This window comes from Arthrobacter sp. PL16, assembly GCF_035985055.1.
Classification (GTDB): domain Bacteria; phylum Actinomycetota; class Actinomycetes; order Actinomycetales; family Micrococcaceae; genus Arthrobacter_D; species Arthrobacter_D cheniae.
This window is the reverse complement of record NZ_JAXCIC010000002.1, coordinates 396,346-410,982: the sequence shown is the minus strand read 5'-3', so window position 1 is coordinate 410,982 and position 14,637 is coordinate 396,346. Positions and strand designations below refer to the sequence as shown.

Sequence of the window (14,637 nt, the reverse complement as noted above, 5' to 3'; positions counted from 1 at the left end):
GCTACAGAGCGCCTACAGCGGTGACGAACTTCTCCCAGGAGGAAGCGGGGTCATCGGTCTTGTCGACATCGACACGGGTCAGTGCCTGCTGCATCGCATCGTTGATGGCAAAGTACTTGGGGCCCTTGAACGGCGTGACCTCGACGGCGGTAGCACGGTTGGCGAGGATCTCGCCGGTCGGCGCATCGTTGAAGAAGGCGTTGGTCTGGCTTGTGAGTTCTTCGCTCTCGAGCGCTTCGACCTGGCTCGGGAAGGTCCCCTTGGACTCGAAGGCCTTGATCTGCTGCTCAGGGGCGGTCAGCCACTCGGCAAGCTTCTTGGCCTCGGCCTGGTTCGCACCCTGGGTAGGAACGGTCAGGTAGGACCCGCCCCAGTTACCGCCGCCGCCGGGGAAGACATCAGCGATGTCCCAGCCCTCGACGCCTTCGGCGTTGCCCTCGATGACACCGAGCATCCAGCCCGGGCACAGTTTGGTGGCGAAGGCGTCCGACTGGAAGCTTGCTACCCAATCGTCTTCCCACTGCGTGAGGTGCGCGGAAAGACCGTCGGTCACGGATGCCTGCAGGATCTGCTCGTAGATGTCCTTGACGTCGGCATTCTCGGTGGCGATGACGTTGCCGTCATTGTCCTCGTAGGCATTCTGGACCTGGTTGATCATGCCCTGGTAGGTAGCTCCGGCGGAGTCGAACCAGGCGACGCCGTCGCTCGCCGCGACGAACTCCTTGCCTGCGTCGAAGTAGTCCTGCCAGGACCCGTCGAGCATCGCGGCGACGGACTCGCGGTCGCTGGGCAGTCCGGCCTTCTCGAAGAGGTCGGCGCGGTAGCAGACGCCCTGGGGTCCGGCGTCGGTGCCGTAGCCGATGAGTTGGCCGTCCTCGGTCGTGGCGGCGGCGGTCTTCCAGTCCAGCCACCGGCCCTCGACGGCGGGGTCGCTCAGGTCAGCGAACTGGTCGGGGAATTCCAGCAGTTCCGGGAGCCAGTCGACCTCGATGGCCTCGATATCGGACAGACCGGATCCGGCTGCGAGGCGGGTCGTGAGGTTGTCGCGGGCCTCGTTGGAGGTAGCGGCCTTCTTGTGCTCGATGGTGACGTTCGGGTTGAGCTCCTCGTACTCCGTGAAGAGCTCCTCGTAGCCGAACTCGTTGAAGGTTCCGACGGAGACGGTGACGTCGTCGGTGCCGGTTTCGCCTTCGACGCCGGCATTCTCGGTACCGGACCCCGACCCGCAGGCCGTCATGGTCAGGGCCAGAAGGGCGGCGGCGGCGGATAGTGCTGTGAATCGTGCTTTGACGCGCACGGTTGACTCCTTTGTCAGCTCGATCCCGCTGCCGGTTGCAGCGGATTCTGGGTGGGACTTCCTGGCGGCACTCTGTGCGGGCGGTACGCCGGCGGAAAGCGCTGGTTGGTGCGGGTTCGTTCCAGGACGGGGGTTGCGGCGGTGCGTTGCGGGAGCACCTGCGAAGCACCGCCGGGTGCGGGTAGCGGTGGCAGTGGGAGGAGCCACCCACCGGCGGATCAGTTCCGGTGGGAGCGCTCTCACGCTGTCCCTTCATCCTGACTATGACGCACACCACTGTCAAGTGGGAGCGCTTCCATCGGGCCTCGGGACGCAGTCGGGACAGGTATCGCCGCACGTCAGAAGGTGCCCAGCCACAACCCTGTGACCCGATCGTTACGCACCGGCTCGTCACGTTGCCTGGCAACGCGACGCTAGAGTGGCGATTTAGCCGATCACCGAACCAGGAGCTGTACCCGATGACGCCGGAGCCTGTTGTCCCATGGAAGATCGAGTTGGGTGAGCTCGACCTGAAGATGGGCGTGGTGATCCTGGAGCAGTCTGTCGAACGGGTCGTGGCGACCATGCCCGTCGAAGGCAACCGCCAGTCCTTCGGCCTCCTGCACGGCGGAGCGTCCCTCGCGGTCGGGGAGGCGGTCGGCTCGTGGGCCGCGGTCATCCACGCCTCGACGCTCGGGAAGACGGCGGTGGGTGTGGACGTCTCAGCCACCCACCACAAGAGTGCGCGGGAGGGCAGCATCACGGTCACGGCGACTCCGATCCATCTCGGCCGCACCCTGACGACTCACGAGGTGCTGATCACCAACGAGACCGGCCAACGCCTGTGCACGCTCCGCATCACCAATCTGCTGCTGGAGGAGCGGATTCCCGGGAGTACCGTTAGCGCATGACTGCAACGGCGCATGCCACCCGGATTCGCACCATCACACTCGTCGCCCTTTCCGGTGCGGTCGCAGCGCTCATCGGCGGCCCGGTCGGTCCTGCTGCTGCTGCGCCGAAAGCACCGCTGTCCTACGTGGCCCTCGGCGACTCCTATGCGTCGGGATTCGGTGCTGGTTCGTACGTCAATAGCTGTGGACAGACTCCACTGGGGCTGCCCGCCTTGCTCGACAAGAAGAAGCGGATCGACCTGGTCGCCGACGCGACCTGCGCCGGTGCGAAGGTCGTCGACGTAGAGGGTGACGACGCCGATCTGTTCGACCAGGTGGCCTCTGCCGGTACCGAGTTGAAGACCGCCGACCTCGTCACGATCTCGGCCGGCGGGAACGACGTCGGCTTCGGCGAGGTGGCGGGAGTCTGCGCAGTCGGATCCCCTGCGGACTGCGCCAATCTCATTGCGTTCAAGACCGCGACGGCATTTCCCGTCCTGGGCAAATCCCTCGACACCCTGTACGACTCGATCGAGTCAGCTGCGCCCGATGCAGAAGTGGTTGTGACGGGTTATCCGCACCTGTTCTCGCCCGAGTTCGGCGTCCCGGTCATCCCGATCGAGTCGCAGACGGCCTTCAATGCGGGTACCGATGCGCTCAATGCGCTCATCAGGAGCCAGGCCGAGGCCCACGGCTTCACGTTCGTCGATGTGGTGCCGAGGTTCGAGGGTCGCGGCCTCGGTTCCCCGTCCCCTTGGATCACCTTCCGGTCCGGCGCCGTCGACAATCTGCACCCCACGGCGAAGGGGTACAAGTCCGCGTACTTCCCCGCAGTCCGAAGCGCTGTCACTCTGGCCCAGCTGCAGCGATGAGTTCCCTGCGGGACCCGGTCCGTCGCCGGTCGGACTGGGCCTCCCGCAGTGCTGGATCCCTGCCGTCACGACCTACGACTGCACGTCCCAGCCGGGGTCGGTCAACCTCCTCCTGAGGTGATCGAGCTCCACCCGGCTGAGCCCGGCGTCGAGGAGATACTGCGCGGAGTCGAGCGAAGAGAGCAGCCCTGCGAGGTGTCCCTGCGCGTGCTCGAGCCACAGCGTGAGCTCCTCGTCCGAGCGCGGCGCCTCGTGCGGCTTCTCCTGTCCGCGGTACCGGGTGTTGATGGCGGTGACGGCCGTCGCGTAGTCTCCGGCGATGGCCTCGGGGGCGATTCCTGCGGCGTCGAGCAGCAGCGCCGTCACCATGCCGGTGCGGTCCCTGCCCGCAGCGCAGTGGATGACCACTCCCCCGCGGGGCGCGGCGATGAAGGCCCTGGCGATCGCAGCGAATCGCTCCGGCCAGCGCCCCAGATTGTCGCGGTAGTGCTCCGGCGTGTTCAGGTACGGACCCGCCAGTGCCATGAACTCGGCATCCGACTGGTCCTCCGTGGGCAGGTTCACCAGCGTGAACCGGTCGAGAACCTCACGTCCCACGGCTGGGTCCGAGGGGCGGCGTCCCCGTTCGAAGGGATTTCGCAGGTCGATGACCCTCCGAACACCGTGCTCCCAGGCCGACTCCCAGCCTGCCTCCGTCAGCCACTCGTGGCGACCCATCCGGTACAGGCGTCCCGGCTGGACCAGGCCTCCTGTCCCGCCGAGGTCCCGAGCATTGACGGCTCCGTCCCAGAGCGGGGTCTCGAGTTCGGGTCGGAGCGGCGGCCTGCTGCTGGTCACGGGTGCGGCAGTAGATCGCGGGGTGGGCACAGGTCCGGCGTCCATGCCCGAAGCCTAACAAGCAGTCCTGCGCCGGCAACGCCAGGCCACTCCTACCGGTGGATCCCCGCCACTCCTGCCGGAGGGCCCCGGCATCATGGGGCCGGAGTCGAGAAACGGCGACGGCGGCGTACCGCGCCTGCATCCCACCCTTCCTAAAGCTCCGGCGTTGGCCCTACCCTGTGGCCATGGCCTTCTCCATCCAGATCTCGATCGACTGCACGGACCCGCACGCCCAGGCCGATTGGTGGGCCGCGACCCTCGACTGGGCCGTCGAGCCCACGGACGGGGCGTTCCTCGACAGGATGATCGCCGAGGGCCACGCCCGCGAATCCGACGTGATCGAACGCAACGGGAAGCGCGTCTGGAAAGACGGGGCCGCCATCTGCCGGTCCGGCGACGTGGGCCGCTCGGGCCGCGAGCGCATTCTCTTCCAGCCCGTACCCGAGCCGAAGACTACGAAGAACCGCGTGCACCTTGACGTCAACCTCGGCGGCGAGGATCGCGATGGGCACCGGGCACGGCTCGAGGCACGCGGTGCCCGCTACATCGAACAGCACTCGCAGGGCCCGCACTCCTGGTACGTGATGCTCGACCCCGAGGGCAACGAGTTCTGCATCTCCTGACCGGTGTGCAAGGGAAGCCCTCCTGCCGCGCGGCTAGACTCGTCGGGTGACTTCAGAGCTCCCGGCCAAGGTATCCGACATCTTCGACCCCACCTGCTGGCGGGTGGTGACGGGCTTCGAGGACCTCACGGACATGACATACCACCGCCAGGTGGAGCGCGACGACGACGGCGCCGTCGTGCGGGACCTTCCGGCCGTGCGCATCGCCTTCGACCGCCCCGAGGTGCGCAACGCCTTCCGCCCTCGCACCGTCGACGAGCTGTACCGGACCCTCGATCATGCCCGCATGACGCCCGACGTCGCCACCGTCCTGCTGACCGGCAACGGTCCCAGCCCGCGCGACGGCGGCCACTCGTTCTGCTCGGGCGGCGACCAGCGGATCCGCGGGCGCGACGGCTACCGCTACGCAGAGGGCGAGACGAGGGAGACCATCGACCCCGCCCGAGCAGGCCGCCTCCACATCCTCGAGGTGCAGAGACTGATCCGTACGATGCCGAAGGTGGTCATCGCCGTCGTCAACGGTTGGGCGGCCGGCGGCGGCCACAGCCTGCACGTCGTCGCCGATCTCACCATCGCCTCCGCCCAGCACGGGAAGTTCAAGCAGACCGACGCCACCGTGGGCAGCTTCGACGCCGGCTACGGATCTGCGCTCCTCGCGCGGCAGATCGGCCAGAAGAAGGCTCGGGAGATCTTCTTCCTCGCGCGGGAGTACTCCGCACAGGACATGGTGGACATGGGTGCCGTCAACGAAGCGGTCGACCACGACGAGCTCGAGACGGTGGCGCTCCGTTACGCCGCCGGCATCGCCCGGCAGAGCCCGCAGGCCATCCGCATGCTCAAGTTCGCCTTCAATCTCGCCGACGACGGTCTCGCGGGCCAGCAGGTCTTCGCGGGCGAGGCCACGCGCCTCGCCTACATGACCGACGAGGCGGTGGAGGGCAAGGAGGCGTTCCTGGAGAAACGCGCTCCGGACTGGTCCTCGTTCCCCTACTACTTCTAGGAGCAACGTGGAACTTCTTCCCATCCACACGCCCGAGGGCTTCGATCCCCTCGACCTGCTGAAACCCCTCGCCGCCGCGCTCGCGGGCGAGGGTCCCGCCGTCGCACCCCATGCCCTGCCGGACCAGGTCTTCGAGGGAACGCTGCCGAACGACGAGATCGCCGCCGTGATCAGCACATCGGGCTCCACAGGCACCCCGAAGCAGACGATGCTCAGCGTCGACGCCCTCGCAGCATCCGCCAGCGGCACCGCCTTCGCCCTCAGGGCGGAGGGCCAATGGCTCCTCACACTTCCCGTCCACTACGTCGCCGGGTTCCAGGTACTCGTCCGCTCCCTTTTCGCCGGCACGCAGCCCTGGGTCATGGACAGGTCGGACGGCTTCACGACGAAGGCCTTCACCGACGCCGCGGCGGAGCTGACCGACCGCGTCCGGTTCACCTCGCTCGTCCCCACACAGCTGCACAGGCTGCTGGCAGACCCTTCAATCGAGACGCTCCGGCTGCTGCGCCGTTTCGACCGCATCCTCCTCGGCGGGGCACCCGCCGGCGCCGCCCTGCGTGCGTTGGCACGCAGCCACGACTTGAAGGTCGTCGAGACCTACGGCATGAGCGAGACCTGCGGAGGGTGCGTCTACGACGGCACCCCGCTCGACGGCGTCGAGCTCCGCTCGGTGGACGGGCGGCTGCGCATCGGCGGCGCCGTCCTCGCCGAGGGGTACCTCGGAGCCCCCGCCCTGACCGAGGAGCGGTTCGCCTTCAACTCGGGGCAGCGGTGGTTCGTCACCGACGACGCCGGTGACGTGGCGCTCGACGGTTCGGTCACGGTGCATGGAAGGCTCGACGACGTCATCATCACGGGTGCCCTCAAGGTGTCCGCGACGAGGGTCGCCGACGTCATCGAGGCGCTTCCCGGCGTCGGACAGGCCATGGTCCTCGGTGTCCGCAGCGAGGAATGGGGAACCGCCGTTGCCGCCGCCATCGTGGGCGATGTCGATGCCGACGTCATCCGGCAGGCCGTCCATGTCGAACTGGGAGCACACGCGGTCCCGAAGGTGATCGTCACTCTCGACGCCTTCCCGCTGCTTCCAGGCGGGAAACCCGACCGCCGCACCATCCACTCATTGCTCGAACACGCCTAGCACGTCCAGCACCGACCGACGCTCGAACCGACCAGAAGGATCAATCCGTGGCGACTGCCGCTCAGTGGCTTGAAGGAGCCCGCCCCCGCACCCTCCCGATGGCGTTCGCTCCGGTGATCATCGGCAGTGCGGCCGCCTTCGGACTGGGTTCGTTCAAACCCCTCAACGCAGTGCTCGCGGCGATCGTCTCGGTGCTGCTGCAGGTCGGTGTGAACTACGCGAACGACTACTCCGACGGAATCCGCGGGACCGACGACGAGCGCGTCGGCCCCCTGCGCCTCACCGGCTCCGGCGCAGCGAAGCCACATCACGTGAAGGCCGCGGCGTTCGCTGCCCTCGGACTCGCGATGCTCGCGGGTCTGGCGCTGATCATCCTGTCGCAGACCTGGTTCCTGCTGCTCGTCGGCATCGGCTGCATCGCCGCAGCCTGGGGATACACGGGCGGCAAGAATCCCTATGGCTACCTGGGACTGGGCGATGTCTTCGTCTTCGTGTTCTTCGGACTCGTCGCCACCCTCGGTACCACCTTCACGCAGGCGAACCAGCTCAGCGCCGCCGCCTGGATCGGTGCGGTGTGCACCGGCCTGATCGCCACGGCGCTCCTGATGGCCAACAACGTCCGCGACATCCCGACGGACAGTGTGGTGGGCAAGAAGACGCTCGCGGTCCGGCTCGGGGACACGGCCGCACGTATCACCTACGTCATGATGCTCGCCGCAGCCATCCTGCTGCCGTTGTTCCTCAGCTACGACTACCCGTGGGTCCTGCTTGTCCTGCTGCTCATCCCGGCCTGCCTCATGCCGAGCTGGCTCATGCTGAAGGGGAAGAAGCGGAAGAGCCTGATCCCCGTGCTCAAGCAGACCGGGCTGATCAACCTCGCGTTCAGCGTCCTGTTCGCGGCGGGCATCGGAATCACGACGGTTCTCGCCTAGCTCATACGCGGTGCTCGACCGCTGTTCCCTGCAGCCTCGCTGCCCGTCCTACGACACTGCCCGTCCTACGACCAGGAACGACGTCCGGGCACCGTCCCTGCAGGGCGCCGTCAGCGCGGTTTGCGGTCCGAGTTGATCGGGGTGTTGGGGTCCAGCGCGTCCTCTGCGGCGGCGTCGTCGAGTTCGACGGCGGTGCGGACGGGCGGCGCTCCAGGCGTGAAGCGGCGCTGGAGGGTAGCTGCGGCGGCATCCCGGAGATTACGTGCGAAGAGGTACGTGACGCACCAGGCAAGGATCGCGGCCACCGCGGCGGACATGAAGATTCCAAGACCCAGCAGCATGCAGGCCACATAGAAAACGACGATCAGCAGGAGGCGCAGGGCGCTGAATTTGAGGAAGGCCACACTCCAAGTTTACTCGCCTACAATTGGCGCATGCCCCGCCTCCTGCTCTTCGCCGCGATCCTCGGAGTCGCCGTCGTCATCTATGCACTGATCGATTGCGTCATGAGTCGAAAACACGAAGTGCGGAGCATCTCGAAGACTGCCTGGTTCGTCACCATCCTGATTCTGCCGCTCATCGGTGCTGGTATGTGGTTCCTCCTCGGCCGCCCACGGCACGAAGGCCCCTCCGGGCCGCGCCGTCCTGCCCCACGCAAGCCGACCGCCCCGGACGACGACCCTGCCTTCCTCCAGAACCTCGAGGCCCAGCGCAGGAAGCAGGCGCTTGAGCAGGAAAGGCGCCGCCGCGAGCGGGAGCAGAAGGATCTCGACGCCAAGGCCGGCGACGCAGGCAAGGACCGTCCAGTGAAGGACGACAAGCGCGACGGCGAAGGTAACGACGACGCCGGATCCGGTCCGGCGGGCGCCCACCGCCCGTAGGACGCACGCCCTCGGGTCCATACACGCCGCCGTTCCGACAACCCTTCCTGGCGATTCCGCGTCGGAGTCTCCCACTGTTCGGCGCTCCGGAGTGGGCATGTTCGAACATTCCCACTTCCGGCTGCCGGAGGGTGGGAGGAGCGTAGCCGCACCATGACGCAGGGGTCCGACCGAGGAGCGGCACGACCGCTGCACCCGGGAGCACCCGGCACCGCGGAGGGCACGCAGCGCACGAAGAAGCCCCGCGGCTGTGTGCCGCGGGGCTTCCGACGTCGAGGGCGGCTGTCAGGGCTGCCGGTGCTGTCCCTAGACTCCGGAGTAGCTGTGCAGTCCCGAGAAGTAGATGTTGACGATCGTGAAGTTGAAGACGATGCAGAGGTACCCGACGATCGAGAGCCACGCGGCGCGCGTGCCTGTCCAGCCGCGCGTCGCACGAGCGTGCAGGTAGCCGGCGTAGACGGTCCAGATCACGAAGGTCCAGACCTCCTTGGTGTCCCAGCCCCAGTAGCGGCCCCACGCCTGCTCGGCCCAGATGGCACCGGCCATCAGGGTGAAGGTCCATCCCACGAAGGCAATGGCGTTCAGGCGGTAGGAGAGGTTCTCGAGGCTCAGGGCGGACGGCACGAGGCGCAGGAACTTCGCCGTGTCGGTCTTGCCCGCGAGCAGTTTCGCCTCGCGGGAGGTCTGGAGCAGCTGGAGCACCGACATGGCGAACGTGATGGTGAACAGCGCCGAGGAGGCGACGGCGATCGACACGTGCACGATCAGCCAGTAGCTCTGCAGGGCCGGAATCAGCCGGGCGACGGGCGTGGGGAAGCCCACGGTGGCCGCGCAGAGCATGATGACGACGAGACCCACCACGAACGAACCGACGAAGCGCAGGTCCTTGCGGGTGAGCGTGATGAGGAAGATGGCAGCCACGAGGAACGCTCCCGTGGTGCAGAACTCGTACATGTTGCCCCAGGGCACACGGTGGGCAGCGACGCCGCGGGTGACGACCGCGGCGCCGTGGATGACGGCCGCGAGGATCGTCAGGGACACCGCGACGCGGGCAGTCCCGCGTCGCGGACCGGAGCCGTAGTCCATCGAATCGTCGGCCGTGGCGGGCGACGACGTAGCGCCCGACGTCGTCGAACCCGCCGCCCGTGCCCCGATACCCGCAAGGGCGCGTTCGGGAGCGGCGTTTTCGCCGGCGAGTCGGGACTCGAGGGCGGTGATGGTCGAACTCGATTTCACGAGGTCCAGCACGAAGAAGATGAGGGCCACCACGTACGCGATGGAGGCCAGCAGCATGAAGAGCTCGCTGATCTCCCCGAGGCCGGCGTTGACTGGTTGTGGCATCAGTTGTCCTTTGGGTTGTGGTGCGACTGCCCTGTGCCTGCTGCCGATGGGACGGCACCCTGCACCCTATTTTCCTGCTCGGCGCCGTCCGGCACCAACCAGAGGTCCGCCAGTAGTTTCTCGACGGCCTTGCCCTCCGCGGGGAGGCGATGGTCCTCGCCGCGGGCCAGCAATCCGTACTCCACCATGATCCGGCCGTCCGGGTGTTCCCCGGTCCTGACCCAGAGCCTGCGCCTGCCGATGAACAGCGAGGCGGTGAGCCCGAGCAGGGCCAGCGTCGAGAACACCAACGCCCCGACCTCGCCCGGATCGTGGTGGATGTCGAGGGCCACGTATCGCTTGAGGCCGTCGAAGGTGACCGATCCCTTGCCCTCCGGCAGGTCGTAGGTCTGGCCGACGCCGAGCACGATCCCGCCGTCCTCGTTGTTCCGGCTGTTGAGCTCGGTCAGGTTCTCGGTGTCGAGCACGTAGACGTTCTCAGGCGTCCCGTCGTCGAGGCCGAGGTCGCCGTAGTAGGAGTTCAGGTTCAGCTGGGGATTGAAGGGGTCGGGGTCCCGCGAGAAGGAGACACCCTTCTCGTCGACGAAGGCGGTCGGGAGGAAGAAGCCCACGAAGCCGAGCTGGTCCGGCTTCGCGTCGGGAGCCTTGATCACGATCAGCGAGGTGTACAGGCCGTCCGATGGAACCGAAACGACCGGCCCCTGCGACGCGATGTTGCCCTCGCCGTCGCGCACCGTGACGACGGGCGCATAGCCGTTGCCGACGAGGTAGACGTTGGTTCCGCCGATCGTCAGAGGCGCGTTGACCTTGAGGACCTGCGACTCCTCTCCCTCACCCGGGCCGTCCTGCGTGGTCACGTTGGCCGTGAAGTCCAGCGGCTGTCCGTAGTGGCTCGTCTGCTCACGATCGAAGCGGACATCGAACGCGTCGAGCCGGATCGAGTAGGGCTGGAGCTGGTCATCGGAGAAGTTGGAGCCCGGATTGAAGCTGTCGTAGCCGATCAGGGTATTGACGAAGCTGTCCCCCTCGACAATGACCTTCTGGCCGTTGTAGCCGAAGAGCCCGCCGACGGCGACCGAGACGAGCACGCCGATGAGCGAGGTGTGGAAGATGAGGTTGCCGAGTTCCTTCGCGAGGCCCCTCTCTGCTCCAACCGAGGGACGGTCCGTTCCGGCATCGCGGACATCCACGCGGTAACCGCGTTTCTTGAGGAGGGCGGCAGCCTGCTCTGCCGCGGCTGACGGCGTCAGGCCGGCAGCACGCGCCTGGTGTGCGGGAACCTCGACCGTGCCGTAGACGGGAAGGCGCGAGAGCCGCCTGGGCGTGCGGGGCGGTGTCGACCGCACGGCCCTGAAGTGGGCGAGGGCACGGGGCACCACGCAGCCGATGAGCGATATGAAGAGCAGGAGGTAGATCGAGGAGAACCAGACCGACGAGTACACGTCGAAGAGCTGGAACCAGTCGAGCACGGGACCGGTGTCCGGATTGTTCTGGATGTACTGCGTGACGATGGCGGGGTTCGCGGGCCGCTGGGGGAACAACGATCCGGGGACCGCCGCGACGGCGAGCAGGAGGAGCAGGAACAGCGCGGAGCGCATGCTCGTCAGCTGCGTCCAGGCCCACCGCACGGTTCCGAGGAACCCGAGTGAGGGCAGGACGACGTCGGTACCGCTGCTGCCGGCGCCGGCCCTGCCCTTCGTATCCTGCGAGACGTCCTGCTTCACTGTTCCCTTTCCATCAGCTGTCGTTTCCTCGTGCGTGAACTCTTGCGTGAAGTCCTGTGTGAGCCGGTCATGCCCCTCAGATCGGCAACACCACGTTGCCGATCAGAACATCCTGCAGCTGCGTGATCCAGAAGTTCCAGAGACCCGTCACCATGAGCACGCCGACGAGGACCAGCATGCCTCCCCCGGCCCGCTGCAGCAGGAGCCGGTGTTTCCGGAAGAATGCGAGTGCCCCCATCCCCCGCCGGACGCCGAGCGCGATCAGCAGGAACGGGAGGCCGAGCCCCAGGCAGTAGACGAAGGTCAGTAGGGCCCCCTTCAGCGCGGTCGCGTCATTTCCGGAGATGGCCAGGAGCTGGACGGCACCGAGGGTCGGGCCGATGCACGGCGCCCAGCCGAGTCCGAAGGTGAGTCCGAGCAGCGGAGCTCCCAGCAAACCGGCGGGCACCTTCGTATGGAGACGGCTCTCGCGCTGGAACCAGGAGAATCCGCCCATGAAGACAATGCCCAGGAGGATCACGACGACGCCGAATACCTGGATCAGCCATCCCTGCGAGACGCGGAGGAAGGCCCCGAGTTGGCCGAAGAGCGTGCCGTACGCCATGAACACCACCGAGAAACCGAGCACGAACAGCCCGATCCCGGCGACCATCCGGCCCTTCGTCTGTTTTTCGAGGTCCACGCCTGTCAGCCCCGTGACGTACCCGAGGTAACCGGGGACCAGCGGCAGGACGCAGGGTGAGGCGAACGAGACGAGACCCGCCAGCAGGGCGACGGGCAGGGCGAGGAGCATGGACCCGTTGAGCACGGCGTCGGCAAAGGCGTTCCCCGCGACGGAGGGAACGGAGGCGGCCGGTAGGCCCATCATCGGCAGGGTCATCGGCAGGACGCGCGCCGAGCGCTACTCGGCAAGGGCATCGGAGATCAGGGCGTTCAGCGTGCTGCGATCAGCGAGGCCGAGGATTCGGGCGGACACCCGGCCCTCCTTGTCGAGCACGATGGTGGTGGGAACGGCCTGCGGCGGGACGTACTGCGTCATGTCGAGCAGGACATCGCCGTCCTTGTCGTCGAAACTCTCGTAAGGGATGCCGAAGCTCCGCTCGAAGGCCTCCGCGGTAGCCTGCTCGTCACGGATGTTCACGCCGTAGAAGGCGGCACCCTGCGGTACGTACTCGTCGTGGAGCGCGACCAGGTCCGGTGCCTCCTCCCTGCATGGCGCGCACGAGGCGTACCAGAAGTTGAGCACGGTGACCTGTCCGATCCACTCCGAGCTGGACACCGACGTGCCGTCGAACAGGGCTCCGGTCAGCTCGACGGGTTCGCCGCGATCCGTTGCCGTGTATTCGGTGACGGAGCCATCACCGGCGATGTAGTTCTTGCCGTCGCCGGCGTCGGCCTGCTGGGCCAGGGGATCATCGGCGGCGCAGGACGTCACCACGAGGGACACCGGCACGCTGAGTGCCAGCGCCATGCCCAGCTTGAGCAGGACTCGGCGCTTCGTGGAGCGAACGGTTGGTGTCACGACTTCCCTCATGAATTTCTACGACGTGTAGTAATTCTATTACGCCCCGGGGACATTCGCCGCACCGGGCAGCAGGTCCGCGCACGGCTCCGCGTAGCGCACGCGCCGGATGGTGTCTCCGTCGAAGTCGATCGACGTGACGGAGGTGAGCGTGCACTCACGCTGGCGTGGGTCGTGCCACAGGCGACGGCGCTCCGCAGCAAGCCTCGTCACCCAGATCGGGAGCTGGTGACTCACGAGGATGGCTTCGGCGGGAGCGTCGGACGTGCTGCTCCCGGCCAGCTCGAGGGCACGACGCCGCGCTGCGTGCACGCCCTCCATGACGCGCTCCGCCTGCTGGCTGTAAGGCTCCCCCCATGAGGGCCGAAAGGGATTGACGAGCAGTGGCCAATACCGTGGCTGGCGGAGTCGGCTCTTGATCTTCGACATGCCCTCAAAGCGGTTCTCCGCCTCGATGATGCGCTCGTCCGTGGTGATCTGGAGGCCCAGCGCGTCCGCGACGGGCTGCGCGGTCTCCTGCGCCCGTGCCAGGGGGGAGGCAACGAGCAGCACGAGGTTGGCCCCCTCATTCCGCCGCTGCTCGAAATGCCCGGCCATCTGCGCGGCCATCTCCCGGCCCAGGTCCGAGAGGTGGAACTCGGGGAGCCTCCCGTAGAGGACCCCCTCCGGGTTGTGGACCTCACCGTGGCGCACCAGGTGGACGGTTGATCTCTGCATTCCTCCAGTTTCCCGCATGCTCCGTGCCACGGCCAATCGGCGGGGCAGGGCGTGAGGGACCTCCTTGTCGGAGGATTGGTTGAATGTTTGACCTAGTTGTGGAATAAAACATGCATACGCATGCTTTTCTAATGTGTAAGCAATTGCCTCCCACCCACTTCAGGAGTTCATCATGACTGTCCCCTCAGGCCTCACCTCCGGCACCTGGTCCTTCGATCCCACACACAGCGAGGTCGGCTTCAGCGTCCGCCACGCAGGCATCAGCAAGGTTCGCGGCTCCTTCAAGGACGTCGATGCAGCACTCACGGTCGGCTCCTCCCTCGAGGACTCCGCCATCGTCGTGACGATCAAGACGGCTTCCTTCACCTCGGGTGACGAGAACCGCGACGGCCACGTCAAGGGCGCCGACTTCTTCGACGTCGAGCAGTTTCCCGAGATGACCTTCGTCTCCACCTCGCATGCGGGCTCGGGCGAGAGCTACACCATCACCGGCGACCTCACCATCCGCGGCATCACCAAGTCCGTCGTCCTCGACACCGACTTCAACGGTGTGGCTGTCGATCCCTTCGGCATCACCCGCGCCGGCGTCTCGGCATCCACCAGCATCTCCCGCAAGGACTTCGGCCTCACCTGGAACGCGGCCCTCGAAGCCGGCGGCGTCCTCGTCGGCGACAAGGTGACCATCAGCATCGAGGCACAGTTCGTGGCGCCCGCCGTCGTAACGGTCTGATCCGGAGCGCACACCGCTCCCGTCCGAACGCCTTCCGGCCGACGTCGTCCCCTTGACGACGTCGGCCGTCGGCGTTAAGCGGTGTCATGGCACGGAAGCGGGGAACTAGGCT

At 66.9% G+C, this 14,637-nt stretch carries 16 protein-coding genes; 8 read left to right on the top strand and 8 right to left on the bottom strand.

From position 1 onward, the window contains the following. Position 1: 1 nt before the first annotated feature. Complete coding sequence (locus tag RCH21_RS05565) at positions 2–1,237, bottom strand: ABC transporter substrate-binding protein (protein WP_407923694.1); 1,236 nt, start codon at positions 1,235–1,237, stop codon at positions 2–4. A 518-nt stretch (positions 1,238–1,755) separates the two neighbouring features. On the opposite strand from RCH21_RS05565, the gene RCH21_RS05560 reads away from it, so the two are divergent. Then, complete coding sequence (locus RCH21_RS05560; protein WP_326963528.1) at positions 1,756–2,187, top strand: PaaI family thioesterase; 432 nt, start codon at positions 1,756–1,758, stop codon at positions 2,185–2,187. Further along, positions 2,184–3,038, top strand: a complete 855-nt coding sequence (locus RCH21_RS05555; protein WP_326963527.1) for an SGNH/GDSL hydrolase family protein — start codon at positions 2,184–2,186, stop codon at positions 3,036–3,038. Before RCH21_RS05560 ends, RCH21_RS05555 begins: the two co-directional genes overlap by 4 nt. Positions 3,039–3,110: 72 nt before the next feature. On the opposite strand, the gene RCH21_RS05550 is transcribed toward RCH21_RS05555, so the two are convergent. After that, positions 3,111–3,920: a tyrosine-protein phosphatase gene (locus RCH21_RS05550; protein WP_326963526.1), complete on the bottom strand. Its 810-nt coding sequence runs from the start codon at positions 3,918–3,920 to the stop codon at positions 3,111–3,113. A 182-nt stretch (positions 3,921–4,102) separates the two neighbouring features. Between RCH21_RS05550 and RCH21_RS05545 the strand changes: the two genes are divergently transcribed. From RCH21_RS05545 to RCH21_RS05530, 4 genes are read left to right on the top strand one after another with little or no spacing between them, the layout of a single operon-like run. Beyond that, positions 4,103–4,540 (top strand): VOC family protein, encoded by a 438-nt coding sequence (locus RCH21_RS05545; RefSeq protein ID WP_120147273.1) that lies wholly within the window; start codon positions 4,103–4,105, stop codon positions 4,538–4,540. Positions 4,541–4,586: 46 nt separating this feature from the next. Then, on the top strand, positions 4,587–5,540 hold the full coding sequence (locus RCH21_RS05540; RefSeq protein WP_326963525.1) for a 1,4-dihydroxy-2-naphthoyl-CoA synthase: 954 nt from the start codon (positions 4,587–4,589) through the stop codon (positions 5,538–5,540). A gap of 7 nt (positions 5,541–5,547) precedes the next feature. Next, a complete protein-coding gene (locus RCH21_RS05535) occupies positions 5,548–6,678 on the top strand; it encodes an AMP-binding protein (protein ID WP_326963524.1) in 1,131 nt (376 codons plus the stop codon). Between the two features lie 47 nt (positions 6,679–6,725). Beyond that, entirely contained in the window at positions 6,726–7,610 is an 885-nt protein-coding gene (locus tag RCH21_RS05530; RefSeq protein WP_326963523.1) for a 1,4-dihydroxy-2-naphthoate polyprenyltransferase, read from the top strand. A gap of 110 nt (positions 7,611–7,720) precedes the next feature. On the opposite strand, the gene RCH21_RS05525 is transcribed toward RCH21_RS05530, so the two are convergent. After that, positions 7,721–8,014 carry a DUF4229 domain-containing protein gene (locus RCH21_RS05525; RefSeq protein ID WP_326963522.1) on the bottom strand — a complete coding sequence of 98 codons (294 nt, stop codon included), beginning with the start codon at positions 8,012–8,014 and terminating at the stop codon, positions 7,721–7,723. Between the two features lie 30 nt (positions 8,015–8,044). Between RCH21_RS05525 and RCH21_RS05520 the strand changes: the two genes are divergently transcribed. Next, on the top strand, positions 8,045–8,491 hold the full coding sequence (locus RCH21_RS05520; protein WP_326963521.1) for a PLD nuclease N-terminal domain-containing protein: 447 nt from the start codon (positions 8,045–8,047) through the stop codon (positions 8,489–8,491). A gap of 306 nt (positions 8,492–8,797) precedes the next feature. Here RCH21_RS05520 and ccsB read toward each other — a convergent pair whose 3' ends face one another. From ccsB to RCH21_RS05495, 5 genes are all read right to left on the bottom strand, one after another. After that, on the bottom strand, positions 8,798–9,832 hold the full coding sequence (gene ccsB / locus RCH21_RS05515; protein WP_120147279.1) for a c-type cytochrome biogenesis protein CcsB: 1,035 nt from the start codon (positions 9,830–9,832) through the stop codon (positions 8,798–8,800). Continuing rightward, on the bottom strand, positions 9,832–11,556 hold the full coding sequence (resB, locus tag RCH21_RS05510; RefSeq protein WP_442784671.1) for a cytochrome c biogenesis protein ResB: 1,725 nt from the start codon (positions 11,554–11,556) through the stop codon (positions 9,832–9,834). Before resB ends, ccsB begins: the two co-directional genes overlap by 1 nt. A gap of 76 nt (positions 11,557–11,632) precedes the next feature. After that, a complete protein-coding gene (locus RCH21_RS05505; RefSeq protein ID WP_326963520.1) occupies positions 11,633–12,436 on the bottom strand; it encodes a cytochrome c biogenesis CcdA family protein in 804 nt (267 codons plus the stop codon). A gap of 21 nt (positions 12,437–12,457) precedes the next feature. Beyond that, positions 12,458–13,090, bottom strand: coding sequence for a TlpA family protein disulfide reductase (locus RCH21_RS05500; RefSeq protein ID WP_442784670.1), 633 nt, complete (start codon positions 13,088–13,090; stop codon positions 12,458–12,460). Between the two features lie 27 nt (positions 13,091–13,117). Then, a complete protein-coding gene (locus RCH21_RS05495) occupies positions 13,118–13,795 on the bottom strand; it encodes a histidine phosphatase family protein (protein ID WP_120147281.1) in 678 nt (225 codons plus the stop codon). Between the two features lie 172 nt (positions 13,796–13,967). Here RCH21_RS05495 and RCH21_RS05490 point away from each other — a divergent pair, with 172 nt between their 5' ends. Then, a complete protein-coding gene (locus tag RCH21_RS05490) occupies positions 13,968–14,525 on the top strand; it encodes a YceI family protein (RefSeq protein ID WP_120147282.1) in 558 nt (185 codons plus the stop codon). Positions 14,526–14,637 lie beyond the last annotated feature (112 nt).